This is a genomic window from Streptococcus sp. M334 (assembly GCF_000187745.1).
Taxonomy (GTDB): domain Bacteria; phylum Bacillota; class Bacilli; order Lactobacillales; family Streptococcaceae; genus Streptococcus.
In genome coordinates this window covers 45,557-66,814 of sequence record NZ_GL732492.1, presented here as the reverse complement: position 1 = coordinate 66,814, position 21,258 = coordinate 45,557, and the positions used below count along the sequence as shown (strand labels likewise).

General features: G+C 40.9%; 27 protein-coding genes and 1 pseudogene. 21 read left to right on the top strand and 7 right to left on the bottom strand.

Going from position 1 to position 21,258, the window contains the following annotated elements:
- From HMPREF0851_RS16555 to HMPREF0851_RS13865, 6 genes are all read left to right on the top strand, one after another.
- Positions 1-825, top strand: an 825-nt coding sequence (locus tag HMPREF0851_RS16555) for an SSURE domain-containing protein (RefSeq protein ID WP_025169905.1), incomplete at its 5' end; no start/stop codon positions are given.
- A gap of 123 nt (positions 826-948) precedes the next feature.
- On the top strand, positions 949-1,647 hold the full coding sequence (locus HMPREF0851_RS13885) for a response regulator transcription factor (RefSeq protein ID WP_000520652.1): 699 nt from the start codon (positions 949-951) through the stop codon (positions 1,645-1,647).
- Entirely contained in the window at positions 1,644-2,696 is a 1,053-nt protein-coding gene (locus tag HMPREF0851_RS13880) for a sensor histidine kinase (protein WP_000769763.1), read from the top strand. Before HMPREF0851_RS13885 ends, HMPREF0851_RS13880 begins: the two co-directional genes overlap by 4 nt.
- 194 nt (positions 2,697-2,890) lie before the next feature.
- A complete protein-coding gene (gene rpsD / locus HMPREF0851_RS13875) occupies positions 2,891-3,502 on the top strand; it encodes a 30S ribosomal protein S4 (RefSeq protein ID WP_000092756.1) in 612 nt (203 codons plus the stop codon).
- Positions 3,503-3,664: 162 nt separating this feature from the next.
- The gene (locus HMPREF0851_RS13870) at positions 3,665-3,952 is read left to right on the top strand and encodes a type II toxin-antitoxin system RelB/DinJ family antitoxin (RefSeq protein WP_001101481.1); all 288 of its coding nucleotides are present in this window, start codon (positions 3,665-3,667) and stop codon (positions 3,950-3,952) included.
- Entirely contained in the window at positions 3,942-4,289 is a 348-nt protein-coding gene (locus tag HMPREF0851_RS13865; RefSeq protein WP_000395515.1) for a type II toxin-antitoxin system RelE/ParE family toxin, read from the top strand. The genes HMPREF0851_RS13870 and HMPREF0851_RS13865 overlap by 11 nt, the downstream gene beginning before the upstream one ends.
- Positions 4,290-4,545: 256 nt before the next feature.
- Here HMPREF0851_RS13865 and rpmG read toward each other — a convergent pair whose 3' ends face one another.
- A complete protein-coding gene (gene rpmG, locus HMPREF0851_RS13860) occupies positions 4,546-4,695 on the bottom strand; it encodes a 50S ribosomal protein L33 (RefSeq protein WP_001265622.1) in 150 nt (49 codons plus the stop codon).
- A 15-nt stretch (positions 4,696-4,710) separates the two neighbouring features.
- Positions 4,711-4,893, bottom strand: coding sequence for a 50S ribosomal protein L32 (rpmF, locus tag HMPREF0851_RS13855; protein ID WP_000290417.1), 183 nt, complete (start codon positions 4,891-4,893; stop codon positions 4,711-4,713).
- Positions 4,894-5,123: 230 nt separating this feature from the next.
- Between rpmF and ilvD the strand changes: the two genes are divergently transcribed.
- A complete protein-coding gene (gene ilvD, locus HMPREF0851_RS13850; protein ID WP_000137343.1) occupies positions 5,124-6,827 on the top strand; it encodes a dihydroxy-acid dehydratase in 1,704 nt (567 codons plus the stop codon).
- Between the two features lie 199 nt (positions 6,828-7,026).
- Here the strand turns inward: ilvD and HMPREF0851_RS13845 are convergent, their stop codons facing one another.
- A complete protein-coding gene (locus HMPREF0851_RS13845) occupies positions 7,027-7,368 on the bottom strand; it encodes a metal-sulfur cluster assembly factor (RefSeq protein WP_001206380.1) in 342 nt (113 codons plus the stop codon).
- A gap of 123 nt (positions 7,369-7,491) precedes the next feature.
- On the opposite strand from HMPREF0851_RS13845, the gene rgg reads away from it, so the two are divergent.
- Positions 7,492-8,343, top strand: a complete 852-nt coding sequence (gene rgg, locus HMPREF0851_RS13840) for a quorum-sensing system transcriptional regulator Rgg (RefSeq protein WP_000434954.1) — start codon at positions 7,492-7,494, stop codon at positions 8,341-8,343.
- 94 nt (positions 8,344-8,437) lie between these two features.
- Here the strand turns inward: rgg and HMPREF0851_RS16550 are convergent, their stop codons facing one another.
- Entirely contained in the window at positions 8,438-8,665 is a 228-nt protein-coding gene (locus tag HMPREF0851_RS16550; RefSeq protein WP_000693396.1) for a hypothetical protein, read from the bottom strand.
- A gap of 30 nt (positions 8,666-8,695) precedes the next feature.
- On the opposite strand from HMPREF0851_RS16550, the pseudogene HMPREF0851_RS16545 reads away from it, so the two are divergent.
- From HMPREF0851_RS16545 to HMPREF0851_RS13770, 13 genes and pseudogenes are all read left to right on the top strand, one after another.
- A pseudogene (locus HMPREF0851_RS16545) lies at positions 8,696-9,942 on the top strand (transporter).
- 183 nt (positions 9,943-10,125) lie between these two features.
- Positions 10,126-11,406 (top strand): histidine--tRNA ligase, encoded by a 1,281-nt coding sequence (gene hisS / locus HMPREF0851_RS13825; protein ID WP_000775858.1) that lies wholly within the window; start codon positions 10,126-10,128, stop codon positions 11,404-11,406.
- Positions 11,406-11,855, top strand: a complete 450-nt coding sequence (locus HMPREF0851_RS13820) for a hypothetical protein (RefSeq protein WP_029693082.1) — start codon at positions 11,406-11,408, stop codon at positions 11,853-11,855. The genes hisS and HMPREF0851_RS13820 overlap by 1 nt, the downstream gene beginning before the upstream one ends.
- 24 nt (positions 11,856-11,879) lie before the next feature.
- Positions 11,880-12,086 carry a helix-turn-helix transcriptional regulator gene (locus HMPREF0851_RS13815; protein WP_001176230.1) on the top strand — a complete coding sequence of 69 codons (207 nt, stop codon included), beginning with the start codon at positions 11,880-11,882 and terminating at the stop codon, positions 12,084-12,086.
- Positions 12,086-12,274, top strand: coding sequence for a hypothetical protein (locus tag HMPREF0851_RS13810; protein ID WP_001031934.1), 189 nt, complete (start codon positions 12,086-12,088; stop codon positions 12,272-12,274). Before HMPREF0851_RS13815 ends, HMPREF0851_RS13810 begins: the two co-directional genes overlap by 1 nt.
- Positions 12,261-12,449, top strand: a complete 189-nt coding sequence (locus HMPREF0851_RS13805; RefSeq protein ID WP_001046138.1) for a hypothetical protein — start codon at positions 12,261-12,263, stop codon at positions 12,447-12,449. The genes HMPREF0851_RS13810 and HMPREF0851_RS13805 overlap by 14 nt, the downstream gene beginning before the upstream one ends.
- A gap of 11 nt (positions 12,450-12,460) precedes the next feature.
- Positions 12,461-13,201 carry a DUF3169 family protein gene (locus HMPREF0851_RS13800; protein ID WP_000728783.1) on the top strand — a complete coding sequence of 247 codons (741 nt, stop codon included), beginning with the start codon at positions 12,461-12,463 and terminating at the stop codon, positions 13,199-13,201.
- 10 nt (positions 13,202-13,211) lie between these two features.
- Positions 13,212-14,036, top strand: coding sequence for an ABC transporter ATP-binding protein (locus HMPREF0851_RS13795; protein WP_000621682.1), 825 nt, complete (start codon positions 13,212-13,214; stop codon positions 14,034-14,036).
- Positions 14,029-14,727 carry an ABC transporter permease gene (locus HMPREF0851_RS13790; RefSeq protein WP_000488857.1) on the top strand — a complete coding sequence of 233 codons (699 nt, stop codon included), beginning with the start codon at positions 14,029-14,031 and terminating at the stop codon, positions 14,725-14,727. The genes HMPREF0851_RS13795 and HMPREF0851_RS13790 overlap by 8 nt, the downstream gene beginning before the upstream one ends.
- Before the next feature lie 9 nt (positions 14,728-14,736).
- Positions 14,737-15,378, top strand: a complete 642-nt coding sequence (locus HMPREF0851_RS13785; protein ID WP_000771200.1) for a CPBP family intramembrane glutamic endopeptidase — start codon at positions 14,737-14,739, stop codon at positions 15,376-15,378.
- 17 nt (positions 15,379-15,395) lie between these two features.
- Positions 15,396-15,626, top strand: coding sequence for a membrane protein (locus HMPREF0851_RS13780; protein WP_000832193.1), 231 nt, complete (start codon positions 15,396-15,398; stop codon positions 15,624-15,626).
- A 134-nt stretch (positions 15,627-15,760) separates the two neighbouring features.
- Positions 15,761-17,524, top strand: a complete 1,764-nt coding sequence (gene aspS / locus HMPREF0851_RS13775; RefSeq protein WP_000830913.1) for an aspartate--tRNA ligase — start codon at positions 15,761-15,763, stop codon at positions 17,522-17,524.
- On the top strand, positions 17,502-18,443 hold the full coding sequence (locus tag HMPREF0851_RS13770) for a YitT family protein (protein WP_000806280.1): 942 nt from the start codon (positions 17,502-17,504) through the stop codon (positions 18,441-18,443). The genes aspS and HMPREF0851_RS13770 overlap by 23 nt, the downstream gene beginning before the upstream one ends.
- Positions 18,444-18,472: 29 nt before the next feature.
- On the opposite strand, the gene HMPREF0851_RS13765 is transcribed toward HMPREF0851_RS13770, so the two are convergent.
- The 3 genes from HMPREF0851_RS13765 to HMPREF0851_RS13755 all read right to left on the bottom strand — a co-directional run bounded on the left by HMPREF0851_RS13765 (position 18,473) and on the right by HMPREF0851_RS13755 (position 21,257).
- Positions 18,473-19,459 (bottom strand): LacI family DNA-binding transcriptional regulator, encoded by a 987-nt coding sequence (locus tag HMPREF0851_RS13765; protein ID WP_001145415.1) that lies wholly within the window; start codon positions 19,457-19,459, stop codon positions 18,473-18,475.
- A gap of 9 nt (positions 19,460-19,468) precedes the next feature.
- Positions 19,469-20,269 carry a DUF1189 domain-containing protein gene (locus tag HMPREF0851_RS13760; RefSeq protein ID WP_000938238.1) on the bottom strand — a complete coding sequence of 267 codons (801 nt, stop codon included), beginning with the start codon at positions 20,267-20,269 and terminating at the stop codon, positions 19,469-19,471.
- Positions 20,270-20,414: 145 nt separating this feature from the next.
- On the bottom strand, positions 20,415-21,257 hold the full coding sequence (locus tag HMPREF0851_RS13755) for a sugar ABC transporter permease (protein ID WP_001065658.1): 843 nt from the start codon (positions 21,255-21,257) through the stop codon (positions 20,415-20,417).
- Between the last annotated feature and the right edge of the window lies 1 nt (position 21,258).

Genomic DNA, 21,258 nt, shown 5'->3' with positions numbered 1-21,258 from the left:
GATTTGGATGTCAACTTGAACGGTTTGACTACACCAGCTGAAGTACAAAAAGGCGTGGCTGACAACACCAAAGACACAGTAGACGTTCCAGCTACTTACTTGGACAAAGCCAACTTCCCAGGCCCATTCACAGCTGGTGTTAACCAAGTCATTCCATACGAATTCTTCGCTGGTGACGGTATGTTGACTCGCCTTATCTTGAAGGCCTCAGACAAGGCTCCATGGTCAGATAACGGTTCAGCTAAAAATCCCGCCCTTCCACCAGTAGAGAAATTGGGCAAAGGTCTTTACTTCTATGAAGTGGACTTGGCAGGTACTCAAGGTAAATCAGATAAAGAGCTTCTTGACCTTTTGAAACAAAATGGAACTCACAGCTATAAAGCTACCATCAAAGTGTACGGTGCTAAAGACGGCAAGGCTGATTTGAGCAACCTTGTAGCGACTAAGGATTTGACAGTCAACTTGAATGGGTATAAGTCCCTCAATGAGATGAAATCTAAAATGCCAGCTACTAGTCAGGATAAGATGATGCCTAACAAAGAGCAGGACAAAACCATGAATACCAGCCAGCCTATGGCAACACCAAGCATGAAACAAGATCAAGCTCCAGCAGCCTCAAGCCAAATGTCTGATGAAGGCAAAATGGTATCTACTAACAAGGTATCAAGTCCAATGATGGCTGATCAAATGAAAGACCAAAAAGACATGCTTCCATATACTGGTGAAGCCCAAACATCAATGGCTACTCTTGGATTCTTTGGATTAGCTTTGGCCGGCCTGCTAGGTGGACTCGGCTTGAAAGCTAAAAAAGAGGAAAATGACTAGTCTAGCTACAGACTTTCTATCTAGGATATGAAAAATCCAGATATCGTTTAGAATGTTCGTAAAGAGATTAAAATAGTGTTATACTATTGTGGTATAGCACTGTTTTTTTCAAAGGAGAGACAGATGGGAAAGACAATTTTACTCGTTGACGACGAGGTAGAAATCACAGATATTCATCAACGCTATCTGGTTCAGGCAGGATATCAGGTTTTGGTGGCCCATGATGGAGTAGAGGCCTTAGAAATCTTCAAGCGAAAACCGATTGATTTGATTATTACAGATATCATGATGCCTCGGATGGATGGTTATGATTTGATTAGTGAGGTTCAGTATCAATCTCCAGATCAGCCTTTTCTCTTTATCACGGCTAAGACTAGCGAGCAGGACAAGATTTATGGCCTGAGCTTAGGGGCAGATGACTTTATTGCCAAGCCCTTTAGCCCTCGTGAGCTGGTTTTGCGTGTCCACAATATCTTGCGTCGCCTTCATCGTGGAGGTGAGACAGAAGTCGTCAGCCTCGGGGATTTACGGATGAATCACGGTAGTCATGAGGTCCAAGTCGGAGATGTGGGGCTTGATTTGACAGTCAAATCCTTCGAACTTCTATGGCTTTTAGCCAGTAATCCAGAGCGAGTTTTTTCTAAGACAGACCTCTATGAAAAGGTCTGGCAAGAAGACTATGTGGATGATACCAATACCTTGAATGTTCATATTCATGCTCTTAGACAAGAGTTGGCTAAACATGCCAGTGCAGAAACGCCTACCATCAAAACTGTCTGGGGCTTGGGCTACAAAATTGAGAAAGCACGAGGTAGTCAATGAAATTAAAAAGTTATATTTTAGTGGGGTATATCATTTCAACACTCCTAACGATTATCGTGGTTTTTTGGGCCATCCAGCGCATGCTAATTGAAGAAAGAGAAATTTATTTCCTAGTGGGTATGACTCTCGTGGCTAGTTTTATCGGTGCTGGAATTAGTCTCTTTCTCCTATCGCCTGTCTTTACTTCATTGGGCAAACTCAAGGAACATGCCAAGCGAGTAGCGGACAAGGACTTTCCATCAAATCTGGAGGTTCAAGGACCTGTAGAATTTCAACAATTAGGACAAGCTTTCAATGAAATGTCCCATGATTTGCAAGCTACTTTTGATTCCTTGGAAGAAAGCGAACGAGAAAAGGGCTTGATGATTGCTCAACTTTCGCATGATATAAAGACCCCCATTACTTCGATTCAGGCGACGGTAGAAGGGATTTTGGATGGGGTTATCAAGGAAGGAGAACAGGACCATTATCTAGCAACCATTGGGCGTCAGACGGAAAGACTCAATAAACTGGTTGAAGAGTTGAATTTTTTGACCCTAAACACAGCTAGAAATCAGGTGGAAACTGCCAGCAAGGACAGCATTTTTCTGGACCAGCTCTTGATTGAGTGCATGAGTGAATTTCAGTTCTTGATTGAGCAGGAGGAACGAGATGTCCATTTGCAGGTAATCCCAGAGTCTGCCCGAATTGAGGGAGATTATGCCAAGCTTTCTCGTATCTTGGTGAATCTGGTTAATAACGCTTTTAAATACTCAGCTCCAGGAACCAAGCTGGAAGTGGTGGCTAAGCTGGAAAATAACCAGCTTTCAATCCGTGTGACCGATGAGGGACAGGGGATTGCCCCAGAGGATTTGGAGAATATTTTCAAGCGCCTTTATCGTGTAGAAACTTCGCGTAACATGAAGACAGGTGGTCATGGCTTGGGTCTTGCGATTGCGCGTGAATTGGCCCATCAATTGGGTGGAGAAATCACAGTCAGCAGCCAGTACGGTCTAGGAAGTACCTTTACCCTCCTTCTCAACCTTACTAGCAATGAAAATAAAGCTTAAAACCCCTTTACAAATCTAGCCATTCATGGTAGAATGGATTTTGTGTGAAATATCAGCAGGAAAGCATGAAGCTCGTCAACAGGTGTCTTATGATAAGTAACCTTGGCTGTTTAGGCGAAGGGCATCTGCACGAATCAGGGCTTTCTAAGTGACTATTTCCACCGAAATATTATTTATATCAGGAGGACATTCACATGTCACGTTATACAGGACCATCTTGGAAACAAGCTCGTCGCCTTGGCCTTTCACTTACAGGTACAGGTAAAGAATTGGCACGTCGTAACTACGTACCAGGACAACACGGACCAAACAACCGTTCTAAATTGTCAGAATACGGTTTGCAATTGGCTGAAAAACAAAAACTTCGTTTCACTTACGGTGTAGGTGAAAAACAATTCCGTAACTTGTTCGTACAAGCTACAAAAATCAAAGGCGGAATCCTAGGTTTCAACTTCATGCTTCTTTTGGAACGCCGTTTGGATAACGTTGTTTACCGTCTTGGTCTTGCGACTACTCGTCGTCAAGCTCGTCAATTCGTAAACCACGGTCACATCCTTGTTGACGGAAAACGCGTTGATATCCCATCATACCGCGTAACTCCAGGTCAAGTGATCTCAGTTCGTGAAAAATCATTGAAAGTTCCAGCTATCCTTGAAGCAGTAGAAGCTACTCTTGGACGTCCAGCATTCGTATCATTCGACGCTGAAAAATTGGAAGGTTCATTGACTCGCTTGCCAGAACGCGATGAAATCAATCCAGAAATCAACGAAGCACTTGTCGTTGAATTCTACAACAAAATGTTGTAATATTTTATTAAATAAGATAGGCTGTAAAGCCTTGATATTGAGCACTTTGGGGCGCTTTCCCTTAGTGCTTTTTGATTTCTCTTAGTATCTAGCTGTAATCGTCTATACATAACTAGACCGGTATAGTTTAAAGTGATATAATGGTCTAAAGGAGGTGCTACCATGAATGTTTTAGAAAAAAACACACAGGTAAACTTTAAGACTAACAGAGACTTGTTGGAGAAGGCTAAAGCTATTATCACAGCGCAAAATCTTGATATGACAGCCAGTTTTAACTTGTTTTTAGAACATATTGTAGAAAATAAATCCTTGCCATTTGAAACTCAAGTAGACAAAGAAAGAGAAGAACTTCTATCAGGGTTGCGTTCGGAAATTGCCCGTAGCTTTGAAGATTTAGAACATGGAAGAACTTACAGTCTTGATGAAGTGAGGGCTAACCTTGGAATTTAACGAGAACTCATATAGCCTTATTATCTCCGAAACGGTACAAGAACAGCTAAGAGGTATTAAAGATTATATCTCAGCTAACTACTTTTCAGAACAGGCAGGAGCAAACACAGTTAAGAATATTCTTTACGGATTGGAACGTCTTGAAGTTTTCCCGGAAGCAGGATTTGATGCTGATGAAAGAGTAGGAGTTATTATATACCCACCCCACAAAACTCGATGCATCATTTTAGGCGATTACTTAGCCTTCTATCATATTTTAGAGGACAGAAAAGCTGTCTTTGTATCAGATATTATTCATAGCAAACAGGACTACATCCGCTTGTTCAAGAAAAAATAGTGCATATTATTGAACTGCGTTTTGGATTCCAAAAATTTTAGAAAAGATTACTCTATTTCAAAAATTTTTAGGAATGAAAATATAAAAAAAGAGAAACCTCATAATGAAGTTTCTCTTGCTTTTAATCGTCCGAATCAATATTCTTATTTCAAAAAAGGTAGTGATTCGAATGATTTCCCTTGCAATGTACTGAAATTAACAAAAAGAAAAAACGCTGATCAAGCGTTTTTCTTCTGTATTGATTCGTATTGAATGCTTACTTAACTTCTGTAAACACAACGTGTTTGCGAAGTTTTGGTGAGTATTTCTTCAATTGAAGACGGTCTGGAGTGTTACGTTTGTTTTTAGAAGTAAGGTACAAGCGTTCACCAGATTCTTTGTGTTCAAGTGTAATATTTACGCGCATGGTATCTCCCTTCTATTATTCAGCTGATGCAGCTTTAGCGATTTTACGTCCTTTGTAGTATCCTTTAAGTGATACACGGTGAGAACGTGAGTAATCTCCAGTAGTTTCGTCAAAGTTTACAGATGGAGCTGTTACTTTGTAGTGTGTACGACGTTTGTTTTTCTTCGCTTTTGAAGTGCGACGTGCAGGTACTGCCATTTTAATTTCTCCTTTAGGTATTTATATTCGATTCAATCTACTGATTTTCATCAACCATACTAGGATAACACATTTTTTTTGTAAAGTAAAGTTACTTGACAAAAAAAGATGAAAAAATTAGAAGGTCATCAACCAAATTAATCGAAATTTTCTGAAAATTCAAGAATTTTCTTCTGTTCATTGCTTTTAAAATGTGCTATAATAGTAAAAACTGAAATGGGAGGGAACAAATGACTGAATTAGATAAACGTCACCGCAGTAGCATTTATGATAGTATGGTAAAATCACCAAACCGTGCCATGCTTCGTGCGACTGGTATGACAGATAAGGACTTTGAAACACCGATTGTGGGAGTGATTTCGACTTGGGCGGAAAATACACCATGTAACATTCACTTGCATGATTTTGGGAAATTAGCTAAAGAAGGTGTCAAATCGGCAGGTGCTTGGCCTGTGCAGTTTGGGACAATTACCGTAGCGGACGGGATTGCTATGGGAACGCCTGGTATGCGTTTCTCTTTGACATCTCGTGATATTATTGCGGACTCTATTGAGGCGGCGATGGGGGGCCACAATGTGGATGCCTTCGTTGCTATCGGTGGTTGTGATAAGAACATGCCTGGCTCTATGATTGCCATTGCCAATATGGATATTCCAGCTATTTTTGCTTATGGTGGAACTATTGCACCGGGAAATCTTGATGGTAAAGACATTGACTTGGTTTCTGTTTTTGAGGGTATCGGAAAATGGAACCACGGTGACATGACAGCTGAGGACGTAAAACGTCTTGAATGTAATGCCTGCCCGGGCCCTGGTGGCTGTGGAGGTATGTATACAGCTAATACCATGGCGACTGCTATCGAAGTTTTGGGTATGAGTTTGCCAGGTTCTTCATCTCACCCAGCTGAATCAGCTGACAAGAAAGAAGACATTGAAGCAGCAGGACGTGCTGTTGTTAAGATGTTGGAACTTGGTCTCAAACCGTCAGATATCTTGACTCGTGAAGCCTTTGAAGATGCTATCACTGTAACTATGGCTCTCGGTGGTTCTACAAATGCCACTCTTCACTTGCTTGCCATTGCCCATGCTGCCAATGTTGACTTGTCACTTGAGGACTTCAATACGATTCAAGAGCGTGTGCCACACTTGGCTGACTTGAAACCATCTGGTCAGTATGTCTTCCAAGACCTCTATGAAGTCGGTGGTGTCCCTGCGGTTATGAAGTACTTGTTGGCGAATGGTTTCCTTCACGGGGACCGTATCACATGTACTGGTAAGACTGTCGCTGAGAACTTGGCTGACTTTGCAGACCTCACACCAGGTCAAAAAGTCATTATGCCACTTGAAAATCCAAAACGTGCGGATGGTCCGCTTATCATCTTGAACGGGAACCTTGCTCCTGACGGTGCGGTTGCCAAGGTATCAGGTGTTAAAGTGCGTCGTCACGTTGGACCAGCTAAGGTCTTTGACTCAGAAGAAGATGCTATTCAGGCCGTTCTGACAGATGAAATCGTTGATGGTGATGTAGTCGTTGTTCGTTTCGTTGGACCTAAAGGTGGTCCTGGTATGCCTGAGATGCTGTCACTTTCATCAATGATTGTTGGTAAAGGTCAAGGAGACAAGGTTGCCCTCTTGACGGATGGTCGTTTCTCTGGTGGTACTTATGGTCTGGTTGTTGGACATATCGCTCCTGAAGCTCAAGATGGTGGACCAATCGCTTACCTTCGTACAGGCGATATCGTTACGGTTGACCAGGATACCAAAGAAATTTCCATGGCCGTATCCGAAGAAGAACTTGAAAAACGTAAGGCAGAAACAACCTTGCCACCACTTTATAGCCGTGGTGTCCTCGGTAAATATGCCCACATCGTATCATCGGCTTCTCGTGGAGCTGTGACAGACTTCTGGAATATGGACAAGTCAGGTAAAAAATAAACTCAAAAAGCAAGCCAACTTCGGCTTGCTTCTTTTCATCTCCAAAAGTGATTTGCCTGCTTATACTCAATAAAAATCAAAGAGCAAACTAGAAAGCTAGGCGCAGGTTGCTCAAAATACTGTTTTGAGGTTGCAGATAGAACTGACGAAGTCAGTAACATCTATACGATAAGGCTAAGCTGACGTGGTTTGAAGAGTATTAACGAGGTGGCAGTCCAAGGGCAATGCGGCCGTAGCGACTGATTCGTGTGATTTTCCAGGCAGGCGACCAGGTAACTTCAACCTTGACATCTTCGATACCCTCGATTTGTTTCAGACCTGCAACGATTTCGATAGGCAAGCTTTCGGCACAATCGCAGGCAGTGTCGGTGAAGGTCATGACAATCTTACAGAGGCCTGTTTCGTCTAGATTGATTTCATAGATCAGTCCTAGATTGTACACATCCAATTCCACATCTGTATCAAAAACCTTCTCTAGTTTTTCGATAATTTGGTCTTGCAAGGCCAAAGCACGGTCATTGATTTTGATATCCTCTCTCATTACAGTCCCTCCACGTGATAAATATCCTCTATTTTCTCATAATTCTGACAATTTGGCAAGTTTTTGATGAATTTTCTGAAAAATATGATAAAATGAAGAAAATACTCAATCAAGGGGAAGTCTATGGAGCAGATTGGAAAAGTCTTTAGACAATTACGAGAGTCAAGAAATATCTCGCTGAGACAAGCAACTGGGGGACAATTTTCGCCGTCTATGTTATCTCGATTTGAAACAGGTCAGAGTGAGCTTTCGGTGGAAAAGTTTCTATTTGCCCTAGAAAATATATCTGCCAGTGTAGAGGAAATCCTCTTTCTGGCGAGAGGTTTTCAGTATGATACAGATTCTGAGTTGAGAAAAGAAATCATAGATGTCTTGGATCCAAAGAATATAGCACCTCTTGAGGACTTGTATCGCAGGGAGTATCAAAAGCATGCACATTCTCAAAACAAACAGAAACATATTTTAAATGCCATTCTTATCAAGTCTTATATGAAGGGCATGGACGAAAGGGTAGAGTTAACGGCAGAGGAGGGGAAAGTCCTTCATGATTATTTGTTTTCTACCGAGATCTGGGGAATCTATGAACTCAATTTATTTTCAGTCAGTTCTCCCTTTTTATCTGTTTCTCTTTTTACTAGATATGTACGAGAAATGGTACGAAAATCTGATTTTCTAATGGAAATGTCTGGTAATCGAAACCTTTTTCACACTATACTATTGAATGGCTTTTTAGCCAGCATTGAGTGTGAAGAATTTACCAATGCCCATTATTTTAAACGTGTTATCGAAGAGCATTTCTACCAGGAAAATGAAACCTATTTCCGAATTGTCTATTTGTGGGCGGAAGGTCTCCTTGATAGCAAGCAAGGTAGAGTCAAGGAAGGCCAGAAAAAGATGGAAGATGCTGTCCGTATTTTTGAGATGCTTGGTTGTAATAAATCTGCCGAATACTATAGAAAAACGACCGATTGTTGAATATCTGCAAACCAAGAAAATAATTTGAAATTTTAAGCGATAAAACTGTTGGGCTCTCTCGTGTCACTGGAGAAATTCTATCGTTTCTTTTTGCTCATTTTATTTGTTGCATATATTCAAAAGTTTTTTCTCTAAAATTTCTAAGTGCTATACTATAGTCATACTTCACATAAAACTTATACTCTTCGAAAATCTCTTCAAACCGCGTCAGCTTCACCTTGCCGTAGGTATGGTTACTGACTTCGTCAGTTCTATCTACAATCTCAAAACACTGTTTTGAGCAACCTTCGGCTAGCTTCCTAGTTTGCTCTTTGATTTTCATTGAGTATTTGAACAAGAAGGGAGATTACCTATGAAACTATTGTTCAGAAATCAAGCTTATCGACTCTTGACTTTGTCACGATTCTTCAATGCTTTTGGTGCTTCGATTTTTAACCTGGTCTTTATCGTCTATGCATCGACCTTGCCACAGGCCTCCTTTGCTGTTGCTATGGCCAATATTGTCATGATTCTTCCGACTTTCTTTACAGTTTTTGTAGGGATTCGGGCAGATTACACGAGGGACAAGGTCAAATGGATGACCTACAGCGGTTTGTTTCAGGCGATTTTATTTTTTCTAGCAGCTTTAGTTGTTCAGCAAGCTAGTCTCTTTGCCTTTTCTAGCCTGTGTTTAATCAATGTCATTAGTGATGTCATCAGTGATTTTGCAGGTGGTTTGCGCATGCCTCTCATTAAAGAAAAAGTAGCTGAAGAGGATTTGATGGAAGCTTATTCTTTTTCACAGTTTATCACCTATATTTCAGCCATTGGTGGTCAAGCTTTCGGAGTCTGGCTCTTAGGGCTATCGGTCAATAATTTTTCTCTCGTTGCGGGAATCAATGCCTGTTTTTTCTAGTATCAGCCGTGATCCTCTTTTTAGGAAAAAGCAAATTGAGCCTGTCAATGTCAGCTGCTGATGGTGAAAACGTAAAAAATGAGAAGCTTTCTATCAAAGAGCAGTTCCTAACGATTTATCGAAATTTACGTCTTGTTTTTCTTAAAGGTGGACAGAAAAACTTTGGATTCATGATCTTTGCTGTCTTACTTATCAATGCCTTGGGTGGCGCTTTAGGAAGCATCTATAACATCTTCTTTTTGAGCCATTCTCTTTTGGACTTTTCTTACACAGAGGCATTATTTATCAGTCAATTCTGTGCTTTGTTAGCAATCATCATCAGTAGCCTTACGGGCAATGATTATTTTGGGAAGCAGTCCTTGCCTAGATTGATGATGTGGGTGACCGTAGGACTCAGTCTAGTTGGTCTAGCTAATTTATTCAATCAAGTCGTACTTGGTTTACTATTTCTCTGTTCAACTCTGTATGTGTCTGGTAAAGTTCAACCAAAGATTAGTGCCATGCTCCTGAAAAATCTAGTTCCAGAGGTTCTAGCTCGTACCAGTAATTTTTTAGGTTTATTGTTCACCTTATCCATACCTGTGGGAACAGCCTGTTTTTCACTTGTAGCTGTATGGAATATACAGTTGACTTGGATGCTATTTATTGGTCTCTCCTTGATAGCTATTCTTTTGACAGGTCTTAATCTCAAAAATGATATCTAATACTCTTCGAAAATCAAATTCAAACCACGTCAACGTCGCCTTGCCATACTCAAGTACAGCCTGCGGCTAGTTTCCTAGTTTGCTCTTTGATTTTCATTGAGTATAAATCCTAATTTTTTTCTGACTGTTTTAATCCCTCTATTTATGGTAAAATAAGACTATTAAGTTTAAAGAGGATTCCCTATGAAATTACAAAAACCAAAAGGAACGCAGGATATTTTACCTGCTGAGTCTGCCAAATGGCAGTACGTTGAGGGCTTTGCCCGTGAAATTTTCAAGCGCTATAACTACGCAGAAGTGCGCACGCCTATTTTTGAGCATTACGAGGTCATCAGTCGCTCTGTCGGAGATACAACGGATATCGTAACCAAGGAAATGTACGATTTCTATGACAAGGGTGACCGTCATATCACCCTCCGTCCAGAAGGAACTGCGCCCGTTGTCCGTTCCTATGTGGAAAATAAACTCTTTGCTCCAGAAGTGCAAAAGCCAAGTAAGTTCTACTACATGGGCCCTATGTTCCGCTATGAGCGTCCACAGGCAGGACGTTTGCGCCAGTTCCACCAGATTGGTGTTGAGTGTTTTGGCTCTAGCAATCCAGCTACCGATGTGGAAACAATCGCTATGGCAGCCCACTTCCTGAAAGAAATTGGCATCCAAGGTGTCAAATTGCACCTTAACACTCTTGGAAATCCTGAGAGTCGTGCGGCCTACCGTCAAGCCTTGATTGACTATTTGACACCGCTCAAGGAGACCTTGTCCAAGGATAGCCAACGTCGTTTGGAGGAAAATCCTCTCCGTGTTTTGGACTCTAAGGAAAAAGAAGACAAGGTGGCAGTAGAGAATGCACCGTCTATCTTGGACTTCCTTGATGAAGAAAGCCAAGCTCATTTTGATGCTGTACGTCAGATGTTGGAAAATCTTGGAGTAGACTATATCATCGATACCAATATGGTGCGTGGTCTGGACTACTACAACCACACCATTTTTGAGTTCATCACAGAAATCGAGGGCAATGACTTGACAGTCTGCGCAGGTGGTCGTTACGATGGTTTGGTTGCCTACTTTGGTGGCCCTGAAACTGCTGGATTTGGTTTTGGACTTGGTGTAGAGCGCCTGCTTCTCATTCTTGAAAAGCAAGGTGTGGCTCTCCCTATCGAAAACTCTCTAGATGTTTATATCGCAGTCTTGGGCGAAGGGGCAAATGTCAAGGCCTTGGAATTGGTACAGGCTCTTCGCCAACAAGGATTCAAAGCAGAGCGTGATTACCTCAACCGTAAGCTCAAAGCTCAGTTCAAGTCAGCCGATGTCTTTGCGGCTAAGACCCTCATCACCCTAGGAGAGAGTGAAGTCGAAAGCGGACAAGTAACGGTCAAGAACAACCAAACCCGAGAAGAAGTGCAAGTGTCACTTGAGACAATCAGCCAAAACTTCTCAGAAATCTTTGAAAAACTAGGCTTTTAATAACAGATAAAACGGTCAGGAACCTACTCCTGACCGTTTTCTTTTGCAAAATGACAAAAATCATAAACTTTTTGACAAATATGATTGTCAAAAAGAAAAAGATGTGTTACAATGTAAGCAAGTTAAGAGAAAAGGAGCAAGGAACGATTATGTGGGCATTAGGATTTGTACCTCTTGTGATTATGTATTATATCTACCATTCCCAAAAGGTCAAGAAACTAGAGAATAAAATCAAAAGAATTGAGCAAAAACAGAAAGGAAATAAAGAAATGTCAAGAATTTTAAAAGAATTGATTGGGAAAACACCGACAATCGTTGGACAAGTTTTTGGAACAGATAACTGGGAAGTTGTAGATGTAGATGAGGAATGGGTCAAGCTACGTCGTGTTGATAAAAAAGGAAAAGAAAAATTCAAACTACAACGCATTGAGGATATCCAAACCGTTTAATTTAACGGAAAGTAGGTGTGTAACATGCAACTAAAAAATCGTCTAAAAGAGCTTCGGGCTCGCGATGGTCTCAATCAAACCGACCTAGCCAAGCTAGCTGGGGTTTCCAGACAGACTATCAGCCTATTAGAACGGGATGAATACACCCCGTCCGTTGTGATTGCCTTGAAAATATCTCAGATTTTCAATGAAACAGTCGAATCGGTATTTCGCTTGGAGGAGGACGAGTGATGAACAAGTTTAAAGTGATTTATTACATGAGTGTTCTTGCCCTTATTGTGAATGCTTTCGCTATGATTGGAACATTACTGGGGTGGTTCTATTTTGTTGAAAGTAAGTATTTGTTTTGGCTTAATTTAGCCCTCGTGTCCATTTTCAATCGGTTGAAGAAAAAGGAGAAAAATGATGAACAAGTATAAAGTGATCTATTATGTAGTTGCCATAGTTCTATTAGTCAGCCTGTGTCTACTAATTGGAACAAATCTAGGATGGTTTGATCTCTATTACAGCGACCAATTTATTTGGGCCTACTTTGCTCTTATCCCAGTCGTTGACTGGATTGAAAAGAAAGCAAACAATTTAGCAAGTGAATAAGGAGGATGAATATGAAAAAGAAAAATAAACGTGTCTTGTTATTTTTAATTCCTGTTGTCTCGGGAGCTTTCTTGTACATATTTGTAGATATGTTGAAGGCTGGTGCCGAATCCCACGGAATTATGTTAGATGTAAAAGTCTTGATACCATGGCTATCAGCTATTGGTTTACTATTAGGTTTTGTTGGTATTCTTTTGACGTTCAATTTCTTAAAGAAAAGCAGAAAATTTCACTCCTTGTATCAAGAGGAAATGGATGATGATCTGAATGAAACCTATTATGTGCAAATGTATCGTAATCTTGAGTTTGGAACCATTACTTCTAATATTACAAGTGTAGCGATTTTATTGGCTCTTGTCATCTCAGGTAGTGAAGTAATTGTACTCGATGTAAGTCGTATAACATTTTCCCTTTCCTTTTTGGAATTAGTGCTGTTCTTGCAGAGTCAAAAATATCTTTCTAAAACAATTGCAATTGTTCGTCAGTTTGATTTGGCTCTTTTCTCTACACCCAAGGATGTCTTGAACTATATTAATTCTTATGATGAAGGGGAGCGTCAGGCTAATTTGGAACAAAGTTTTCGGATTTTATTCCAATTAAATCAGTATGTCTTACCAGCCTTATATGTTTTTCTTATTATCATTTCTTTCTTGACAGGAGAGATTCAGTTACTAGCTTTCTTGCTTGTAGGAGCCATCCATATTTATATTAATGTGATGCAGTTACCTATGGTAAAACGCTATTTCAAATAAAGGAGTTTCTATGATTCGTGTTGAAAATGTAAGCAAAAGTTTTGGGAGCAAAAAAGCTCTTTACCAGATTTCTTTTGAGATTAAGGAGGGAGAAATCTTTGGTTTTCTTGGTCCTTCTGGCTCAGGTAAAACAACCATGATCAATGTCTTGACAGGTCAGTTGGCTGCAGATCAAGGTAAAACAGTTTTGTTAGGTAAGAATTCTCAAGATTTAACCTCAAATGATTTGGAACAAATCGGTATAGTTAGTGATGGCAGTGGTTTTTATGAAAAGATGAGTCTTTACAAAAATCTGCTCATTTACGCTAAGTTATATGGTCTCAAGTCAGATAGAGTAAATCAGGTGCTCCAACAGGTTGGATTGGCAGATGCTAAAGATGTTATCGCAGAAAAGTTATCTACTGGAATGAAACAACGAATGTTCTTAGCTCGTGCCCTTCTGAATGCTCCTAAGATTCTCTTTCTAGATGAGCCAACCAGTGGCTTAGACCCTACAACATCCAAGATGATTCATACCCTACTTCAAGAATTAAAGCAGGCGGGGACAACTATCTTTCTGACCACGCATGATATGAATGAAGCAACTCTGCTTTGTGATCGCTTATCTCTTTTGAATAAGGGAAACTTAATAGAGTATGGAAGTCCGCAAGATATCATCCAGAAGTACCATGTGGATAAGAAAGTACGTGTGGTTTATAATGATGGACGAGAACAAATAGTTCCATTTGAAGAATTACCACATTTAGACACGACAGATTTGATGGTGGTTCACTCTTGTGAGCCAACCCTAGAAGAAATCTTTATCAGATTGACAGGAGAAAAGTTAGATGTTTAGAAAATTAAATGCCCTACTATGGTTAAGAGTGCAAGTTCTTATTAGCAATTCAACTTTATTGGCGACTTTATTGATGCCTTTTGGTATTGCTGTTTTATATAATGAATTTTTAAATAAGAATGGACAATTGAGCCTATTTTTACTATCTGCTAGCTTGACGATGGTCTTGAGCATGGGAAGTGGTTATATGGTATCGATTATGATGGCAGAAGATAAGGAAAAACGAAATCTTAAATCACTCATTCTAAGTGGTGTGACAGCAACAGAATATACTTTCAGTATGCTTGTTCTCCCTATTCTGATAATGTTACTTGCTATGATTGTACTTCCCATCTATCTTAAAGTAGATGTATCTGGTTATTTATTTGCCTACGTTATCTATTTGCTCCTAGCAACTATTAGTATTATTTTTCTCAACCTTCTAATCGGTGCTGTGTCAGATACTCAATCTAAAGCGCAAGTTTATAGTATCTTCCCTATGTTAATTGTCTCTTTTTTACCTATAATTGCTCTTCAAAATGATACGGTTCAGAAAGTGTTGGATTACTCTTTTATTGGTCCAATTGTAAATCTTTTAAATAAAAAAGGTGGGGAAATATCTTTCTCTAATATTGGTATGTTACTTGCATGGGTACTTGTGTTAGGAATAGCAAACCTCTTTGTATTGAAAAACAGCTATAAAGCAAGATAGGAGATTTATATGAAACTACTTAAAAACCTCGGCTGGTTTCTTCTAGCCATTCTATCCTTTTTATTCATCTATGGCTTCATTCAGGGGCTCGCGACTACTTCGCTTGCCTTAGGCGCTTCACCCTATGCTGTGACCTTGCTCTATGTAGCATTTGCTGGAGTTTATGTGTACGGTATTTACAAATGGTATCAGAAAGCTCCTGTTCGTATTGAGAAGAGTGGCTTCAACCGATTTATTTGGCTTCCTGCCTTGGTTTGGTTCTTATCTCTGGTTGTCCAGTTTTTCTTGCCAAATGATCCTTCGGTAAATCAGCAAACAGCGACAGACTTGACCTTGTCTCAACCACTTTTCTCATTCTTTGCTGTGGTTATTTTTGCTCCTTTGACGGAAGAACTTATCTTTAGAGGGATGTTGGCACGCTATCTCTTTCCTAAGCAGGACAATAGTAAACAAACTCTGATTTTTCTTCTGGTATCCAGTGTTCTGTTTACCTTGATTCATTTCCCAGGTGATGTGCAACAATTTTTTGTCTATTTTAGCCTTGGTTTTAGTTTGGGCTTGGCTTATATTAGCAGAAAAGGTCTGGTCTACAGTATTTCTCTCCACGCTTTGAATAATTTAGTCGGCTTTTTGATGATTCTCATGCTATAATAGAGTCAGGAGGTCACATGAAACGAGTAATTTTATTAGCAGTGATTCAAGCAGTTGTTCTATTTTTCATCATTGGGGGATTAGCTTATGCCTTCAAAGGTGATTTCTTCTATAGCCATCTCGCAGTGGTCTTTGCCCCTATTGCCGGTATCTGGCGTTTTGGGACAGCCTACACAACGGAAATCGTCCTGCCTCGAAAGGCAGCCGAAATCGCTGAAAAGCGTAAAGCAGGCAAAAATTCAAAATAAAAGAGTCCGATGAAGTTCATCGGATTTTTGTATGGGCGTTAATTTTTAAAGACTGGCAAACTTTTCTGATGATTTTCATGAAGAGCCTGCGCTTTTATGGTAAAATAGTAACAGAATAAAAGAGGAGAGAAAACATGAAACGTAGTATGTATGCTGGTCGTGTTCGTGAGGAACACATCGGACAAGAAATGACCTTGAAAGGATGGGTAGGCCGTCGTCGTGACCTTGGTGGTTTGATCTTTATCGACCTTCGTGACCGTGAAGGAATTATGCAGTTGGTTATCAATCCTGAAAAAGTCTCTGCAGAGGTCATGGCAACAGCTGAAAGCCTTCGTAGCGAATTTGTTATCGAGGTGACTGGACAGGTCGCTGCGCGTGAGCAAGCCAATGATAAGTTGCCAACTGGTGCAGTTGAGTTAAACGTGACAGCTCTGACAGTGTTGAATACAGCTAAGACAACCCCATTTGAGATTAAGGATGGCATTGAGGCCAATGACGATACGCGTTTGCGTTACCGTTACCTTGACCTTCGTCGTCCAGAAATGTTGGAAAATCTCAAACTTCGTGCTAAGGTAACCCACTCTATCCGAAATTACTTGGATGAGTTGGAATTTATAGACGTGGAGACACCATTCCTTTCTAAGTCAACTCCTGAAGGAGCGCGTGACTATTTGGTGCCATCTCGTGTCAATAAAGGGCATTTTTACGCGCTTCCTCAAAGTCCGCAAATCACTAAGCAGTTATTGATGAATGCTGGTTTTGACCGTTACTACCAAATCGTTAAATGTTTCCGTGATGAGGACTTGCGTGGTGACCGCCAGCCTGAGTTCACTCAGGTCGACTTGGAAACGTCTTTCCTTACTGAGCAAGAAATCCAAGATATCACAGAAGGCTTGATTGCGCGCGTGATGAAGGAAACTAAAGGCATCGAAGTGGCGCTTCCATTCCCTCGTATGAAATACGATGACGCTATGGCTCTTTACGGTTCTGATAAACCTGATACGCGTTTTGACATGTTGCTTCAGGATTTGACAGCAGTGGTCAAAGGTGTAGACTTTAAAGTCTTTTCAGAAGCACCTGCTGTAAAAGCAATTGTAGTCAAAGGCGCTGCGGACAACTATTCACGTAAAGACATCGACAAGATGACCGAAGTAGCCAAGCAGTACGGTGCCAAAGGTCTTGCTTGGGTCAAGGTTGTTGATGGAGAATTAAACGGACCAGTTGCTAAGTTCTTGACTAGCATTCAAGCAGAATTGACAACAGCACTTGCTCTTGAAGATAAGGACTTGGTTCTCTTTGTGGCGGATACGCTTGAAGTGGCCAATGCAACTCTTGGTGCCCTTCGTGGACGTATTGCCAAAGAGCTTGGTTTGATTGACAATGATAAATTCAACTTCCTTTGGGTGGTTGATTGGCCAATGTTTGAATGGTCTGAAGAAGAAGGCCGCTACATGAGCGCCCACCATCCGTTTACCCTTCCACAAGAAGAGACTGCTCACGAATTAGAAGGTGATTTGGCTAAGGTTCGTGCCATTGCTTACGATATTGTCTTGAACGGTTATGAACTTGGTGGCGGTAGCCTTCGTATCAATCAAAAAGACCTTCAAGAACGCATGTTCAAGGCTCTTGGTTTCTCAGCCAAAGAAGCAAATGATCAGTTTGGCTTTCTTCTTGAAGCCATGGATTATGGTTTCCCACCACACGGTGGCTTGGCTATCGGACTTGACCGTTTTGTTATGTTGCTTGCTGGAGAAGAAAATATCCGTGAAGTTATTGCCTTTCCTAAGAACAACAAGGCAACTGACCCAATGACACAAGCTCCTTCAACAGTAGCTCTTAAACAACTAGAGGAACTCAGCTTACAAGTAGAAGAAGATGAAACAAGCAAAACGAATTAAGCGGTGGCGCTATTATCTGCGCCGCTTTGCTCATCAGATAAAAATTTTACGTGTCTTACAAAGCATCTCTCGCGAAAAATATGATGAGAAGATTTCGGCCTCTCTGGTTTATGGATTTTTATCAGCAGTAGCGGTCAATTTCTTTTTCCAACCAGGGCATGTGTATTCGAGTGGTGCAACAGGTCTGGCACAGATTATCTCTGCCTTGAGTAATCACTGGTTTGGTTTTCACATTCCGATTTCCCTGACCTTCTACGCCATTAATTTTCCTTTGATGGTCTTGGCTTGGTATCAGATTGGCCATAAGTTCACCGTCTTTACCTTTATCACGGTATCCATGAGTTCCTTCTTTATCCAGTTTGTCCCTGTGGCGACCTTGACGGAGGATCCTATTATCAATGCTCTTTTTGGGGGTGTTGTCATGGGCTTGGGGATTGGTTTTGCTCTTCGAAACAATATCTCCAGTGGCGGGACGGATATCGTCAGCCTGACCATTCGCAAGAAAACAGGTAAGAATGTCGGTAGTATTTCTTTCTTGGTAAATGGGACCATCATGCTGATAGCCGGTTTGACCTTTGGTTGGAAATACGCCCTCTACTCTATGATTACCATCTTTGTCTCTAGCCGTGTAACAGATGCGGTCTTTACCAAGCAAAAACGGATGCAGGCCATGATTGTGACCAATCATCCAGAGAAGGTAATTGAAAAAATCCATAAAAAATTGCACCGCGGAGCAACCATGATCCACGATGCAGAAGGAACCTATAATCACGAAAGGAAGGCAGTTTTAATCACTGTCATTACACGCGCAGAGTTTAATGAATTTAAACAGATTATGAAACAGGTGGATCCAAGCGCCTTTGTCTCTGTATCGGAGAATGTTCATATTTTGGGACGGTTCGTTGAAACAGATAATTAATGACCAAAAAAACCAGCTCGAGCTGGTTTTTATTTTTCAATAATTTTGTGGGCAATCAACTGACGGTAACAAATTTGCTTATTGCTTTTAGCATCGTTGATAATCTGGAGGATAGTTTCAAGAGAAACACGACCAAGTTCTAGGCTATTAATATCAACATAGGCCGCCAAGTTGAGTTTGGGATTGACCGAGTCGAAGCTGAGAACAGGGACATCCAGTTGGTGCTTAGCGATATAGTCACAGACCCCTTCAGCTAGGAGGCTATCGGTTGTGATGATAGCATCAATCTGCGGGTCATGCTGAAAGAGGAGTTTACTAAATTGATACCCTTTTTCTTCTAGGAACTCCGTTGCAAAATAGGTTAAATTTCCATCAATAGGCAGTTGGTATTGCTTGAGTGCGGATTCGTAACCAGTTAGACGGTCTTGTGTAACGAAGAGTTTCTTAGCACCTCCGATAAAGGCAATTCGTTTACATCCTTTTTTGATGAAATATTCGGTCGCATCAAAACCAGCTTGGACATTGTCATTATCGACAAGAGGGATAAAGGGTGAAATGGATTTTCCTAGAATGAGGAAGGGGAACTGTTCGTCTGCGACTAGCTTGACCAAAGGATCCTCCTCTTCGGCATAAAGGAAGATCAAACCATCCACACGTTTGCCGTAAACCATCTGAGAAATAGCTTTGAGTCGCTCTTTGGCGTCTTTACCTGTTGCAATCTGAATAGCATAGTGGTTTTCAGAAGCGACCTGGGCAATACCACGGAGGACAGATGGGAAGAAAGGATTTTGATAGAAGGCATCTGAGTCGTCAGGAAGGACCAAGCCGATAACTTGGGTATAACTACTTACCAAGCTACGAGCGTTGAGGTTGGGGTGGTAATTAAGCTCCTTCATAGCCTTGCGAACACGTTTTTTCGTTTCGTCGCTAATGGTTGATTTATTTTGAATAACACGGGTTACGGTTGAAGGTGAAACACCAGCAGCCTTGGCCACATCTTTAATCGTAACGGGCATAAAAATCTCCTATTTATGGTAATCTGGATCACGGAAATGCGTTTTATAAAAGATAGTGACCAGATATAGAACAAAAAGAATGTTTTGTACAGTGATGAGAGTTGTCATATTTTGGCCAAATAATCCCAAAATAAGCGTAATCAGAGTTGGTAATCCTAAACAGTTCAAGATAAAATGATAGCACTCTTTAAAGGTTCTAAATGAAAAGAGGCGTGATTTCTTAGTGATATAAAGGAGAAGACTAGCTCCTAGAGAGACAATGAAGAAATTCAAACCAAAGAGGAAGCTGGCACCGAGAACTAGGAAGAGACTGATATAGACACGATTCTGCTGGTACCAGTCTTTAGAAATGGCTTGGGTCAAGCTGTCCTTGCTTTTGAAACTCTCAGTCTGAATGGCTCGGTAAGAGATGCGGGTCAGCTCTTTACTCTCCTTGCTGATGACTAGCTCATTCGTATCGAAATGCAGTTGCAAGTCTTTAGGTAACTCCTTGCTTTGACTTGGACCAATCACAAGAGAAGGTGCTTGATTAGCTGCTCCTGTATAAGTTAATGTGCCATCAACAATTCTAGCATGCTCAGAGAGATCCTGAACAACATCACCTGTCAATGGTTCATAGACATTATCGATAAAGGTTTCTAGCGGATAAGTATCCTGTGAGCTGTTTTGGATGGCAATAGGTACCATAGACAAGCTGATAAGGAAGATACTGGTAAAGAGAAGCTGAAACCAGTTGAGCCCGAAACGTTTGGACAGGGGCTTACGAAATCCCCAAATACTTGAAAAATATGAAAATGGATATGGAAGCATTTGTATCTTTCTAAAAGGTGTTTTCTATATGAGTATTATTATATAGAGAAATGTGCTTTATTTCAAGTCTAGGAGGGAAATTGCTTGCTACAAGGATAGTTTTATAGTTACAAGCTCCAAAATGAAAAAGGGTGGCGGGGATAGATTATCCCTTGTCGCCACCACTTGTAAGTCCTGAAACAAAGTTTTTTTGTAGGAAGAAGAAGAGAATACAGATTGGAAGAGCGATGAGGATAGCACCTGCTGAGAAGTAGGCAATCTTCATGTTTTTCGCATTGTTAACGAAGGTTTGGAGACCAACGGCAACAGTAAAGTATTCTTTCTCACGAAGCAAGAAACTAGAGAGGATGTAGTCCCCGAAAGGTCCCATGAAGGCCCAGAGAGCTTGTACAGCGATCATTGGGCGAACAAGTGGAAGAACAATTTGCCAGAAGCGGCGGAAGTGTCCTGCACCGTCTAGTTTTGCAGATTCGTCTAGAGACATTGGCACTGTATCGAAGTAACCTTTCATGAGCCAAGCATTCATCGGGATACCTCCACCAACATAAAGGAAGATGAGGAACCAGCTGTGGTTAAGGGCGTTCAACATAAGTGCCATAACGAAGAAGGCTGTCAAAGCGGCCATGGTTGGCACCATTTGGATAATCAAGAAGAAGACCAAACTTTGTTTACGAGCCAAGAAGTTGTAACGGCTGTAAGCATAACCAGCAAGTACGATGATACTTGTTTGGACAGCCATGGTAATCAAGGCGATAATCAAAGTGTTGAGGTACCATGTACCGTATAAGGTTTCAGAGAAGAGACCTTGGAAGTTAGCAAAACTAAAGTCGACGTTGCTATCTAGTTTAAAGGCTACTACGTTACCAGTCTTGAAGGCTGACATAATGGTAATCAACAGTGGATAGATAATCACGATTGAAAGGCCCACCAAGTAGAGGTAAGTAAGGGTTTGAGTCAGTCTACGTTTGAGTTTAATTGAGTTATTCATC

Bases quoted from the DNA above. Each gene is read 5' to 3' on its own strand.
- HMPREF0851_RS13885 (WP_000520652.1), top strand. From the start codon at position 949: ATGGGAAAGACAATTTTACTCGTTGACGACGAGGTAGAAATCACAGAT.
- HMPREF0851_RS13880 (WP_000769763.1), top strand. From the start codon at position 1,644: ATGAAATTAAAAAGTTATATTTTAGTGGGGTATATCATTTCAACACTC.
- rpsD (WP_000092756.1), top strand. From the start codon at position 2,891: ATGTCACGTTATACAGGACCATCTTGGAAACAAGCTCGTCGCCTTGGC.
- HMPREF0851_RS13870 (WP_001101481.1), top strand. From the start codon at position 3,665: ATGAATGTTTTAGAAAAAAACACACAGGTAAACTTTAAGACTAACAGA.
- rpmG (WP_001265622.1), bottom strand. From the start codon at position 4,695: ATGCGCGTAAATATTACACTTGAACACAAAGAATCTGGTGAACGCTTG.
- rpmF (WP_000290417.1), bottom strand. From the start codon at position 4,893: ATGGCAGTACCTGCACGTCGCACTTCAAAAGCGAAGAAAAACAAACGT.
- ilvD (WP_000137343.1), top strand. From the start codon at position 5,124: ATGACTGAATTAGATAAACGTCACCGCAGTAGCATTTATGATAGTATG.
- HMPREF0851_RS13845 (WP_001206380.1), bottom strand. From the start codon at position 7,368: ATGAGAGAGGATATCAAAATCAATGACCGTGCTTTGGCCTTGCAAGAC.
- rgg (WP_000434954.1), top strand. From the start codon at position 7,492: ATGGAGCAGATTGGAAAAGTCTTTAGACAATTACGAGAGTCAAGAAAT.
- HMPREF0851_RS16550 (WP_000693396.1), bottom strand. From the start codon at position 8,665: ATGAAAATCAAAGAGCAAACTAGGAAGCTAGCCGAAGGTTGCTCAAAA.
- hisS (WP_000775858.1), top strand. From the start codon at position 10,126: ATGAAATTACAAAAACCAAAAGGAACGCAGGATATTTTACCTGCTGAG.
- HMPREF0851_RS13815 (WP_001176230.1), top strand. From the start codon at position 11,880: ATGCAACTAAAAAATCGTCTAAAAGAGCTTCGGGCTCGCGATGGTCTC.
- HMPREF0851_RS13810 (WP_001031934.1), top strand. From the start codon at position 12,086: ATGAACAAGTTTAAAGTGATTTATTACATGAGTGTTCTTGCCCTTATT.
- HMPREF0851_RS13805 (WP_001046138.1), top strand. From the start codon at position 12,261: ATGAACAAGTATAAAGTGATCTATTATGTAGTTGCCATAGTTCTATTA.
- HMPREF0851_RS13800 (WP_000728783.1), top strand. From the start codon at position 12,461: ATGAAAAAGAAAAATAAACGTGTCTTGTTATTTTTAATTCCTGTTGTC.
- HMPREF0851_RS13795 (WP_000621682.1), top strand. From the start codon at position 13,212: ATGATTCGTGTTGAAAATGTAAGCAAAAGTTTTGGGAGCAAAAAAGCT.
- HMPREF0851_RS13790 (WP_000488857.1), top strand. From the start codon at position 14,029: ATGTTTAGAAAATTAAATGCCCTACTATGGTTAAGAGTGCAAGTTCTT.
- HMPREF0851_RS13785 (WP_000771200.1), top strand. From the start codon at position 14,737: ATGAAACTACTTAAAAACCTCGGCTGGTTTCTTCTAGCCATTCTATCC.
- HMPREF0851_RS13780 (WP_000832193.1), top strand. From the start codon at position 15,396: ATGAAACGAGTAATTTTATTAGCAGTGATTCAAGCAGTTGTTCTATTT.
- aspS (WP_000830913.1), top strand. From the start codon at position 15,761: ATGAAACGTAGTATGTATGCTGGTCGTGTTCGTGAGGAACACATCGGA.
- HMPREF0851_RS13770 (WP_000806280.1), top strand. From the start codon at position 17,502: ATGAAACAAGCAAAACGAATTAAGCGGTGGCGCTATTATCTGCGCCGC.
- HMPREF0851_RS13765 (WP_001145415.1), bottom strand. From the start codon at position 19,459: ATGCCCGTTACGATTAAAGATGTGGCCAAGGCTGCTGGTGTTTCACCT.
- HMPREF0851_RS13760 (WP_000938238.1), bottom strand. From the start codon at position 20,269: ATGCTTCCATATCCATTTTCATATTTTTCAAGTATTTGGGGATTTCGT.
- HMPREF0851_RS13755 (WP_001065658.1), bottom strand. From the start codon at position 21,257: ATGAATAACTCAATTAAACTCAAACGTAGACTGACTCAAACCCTTACT.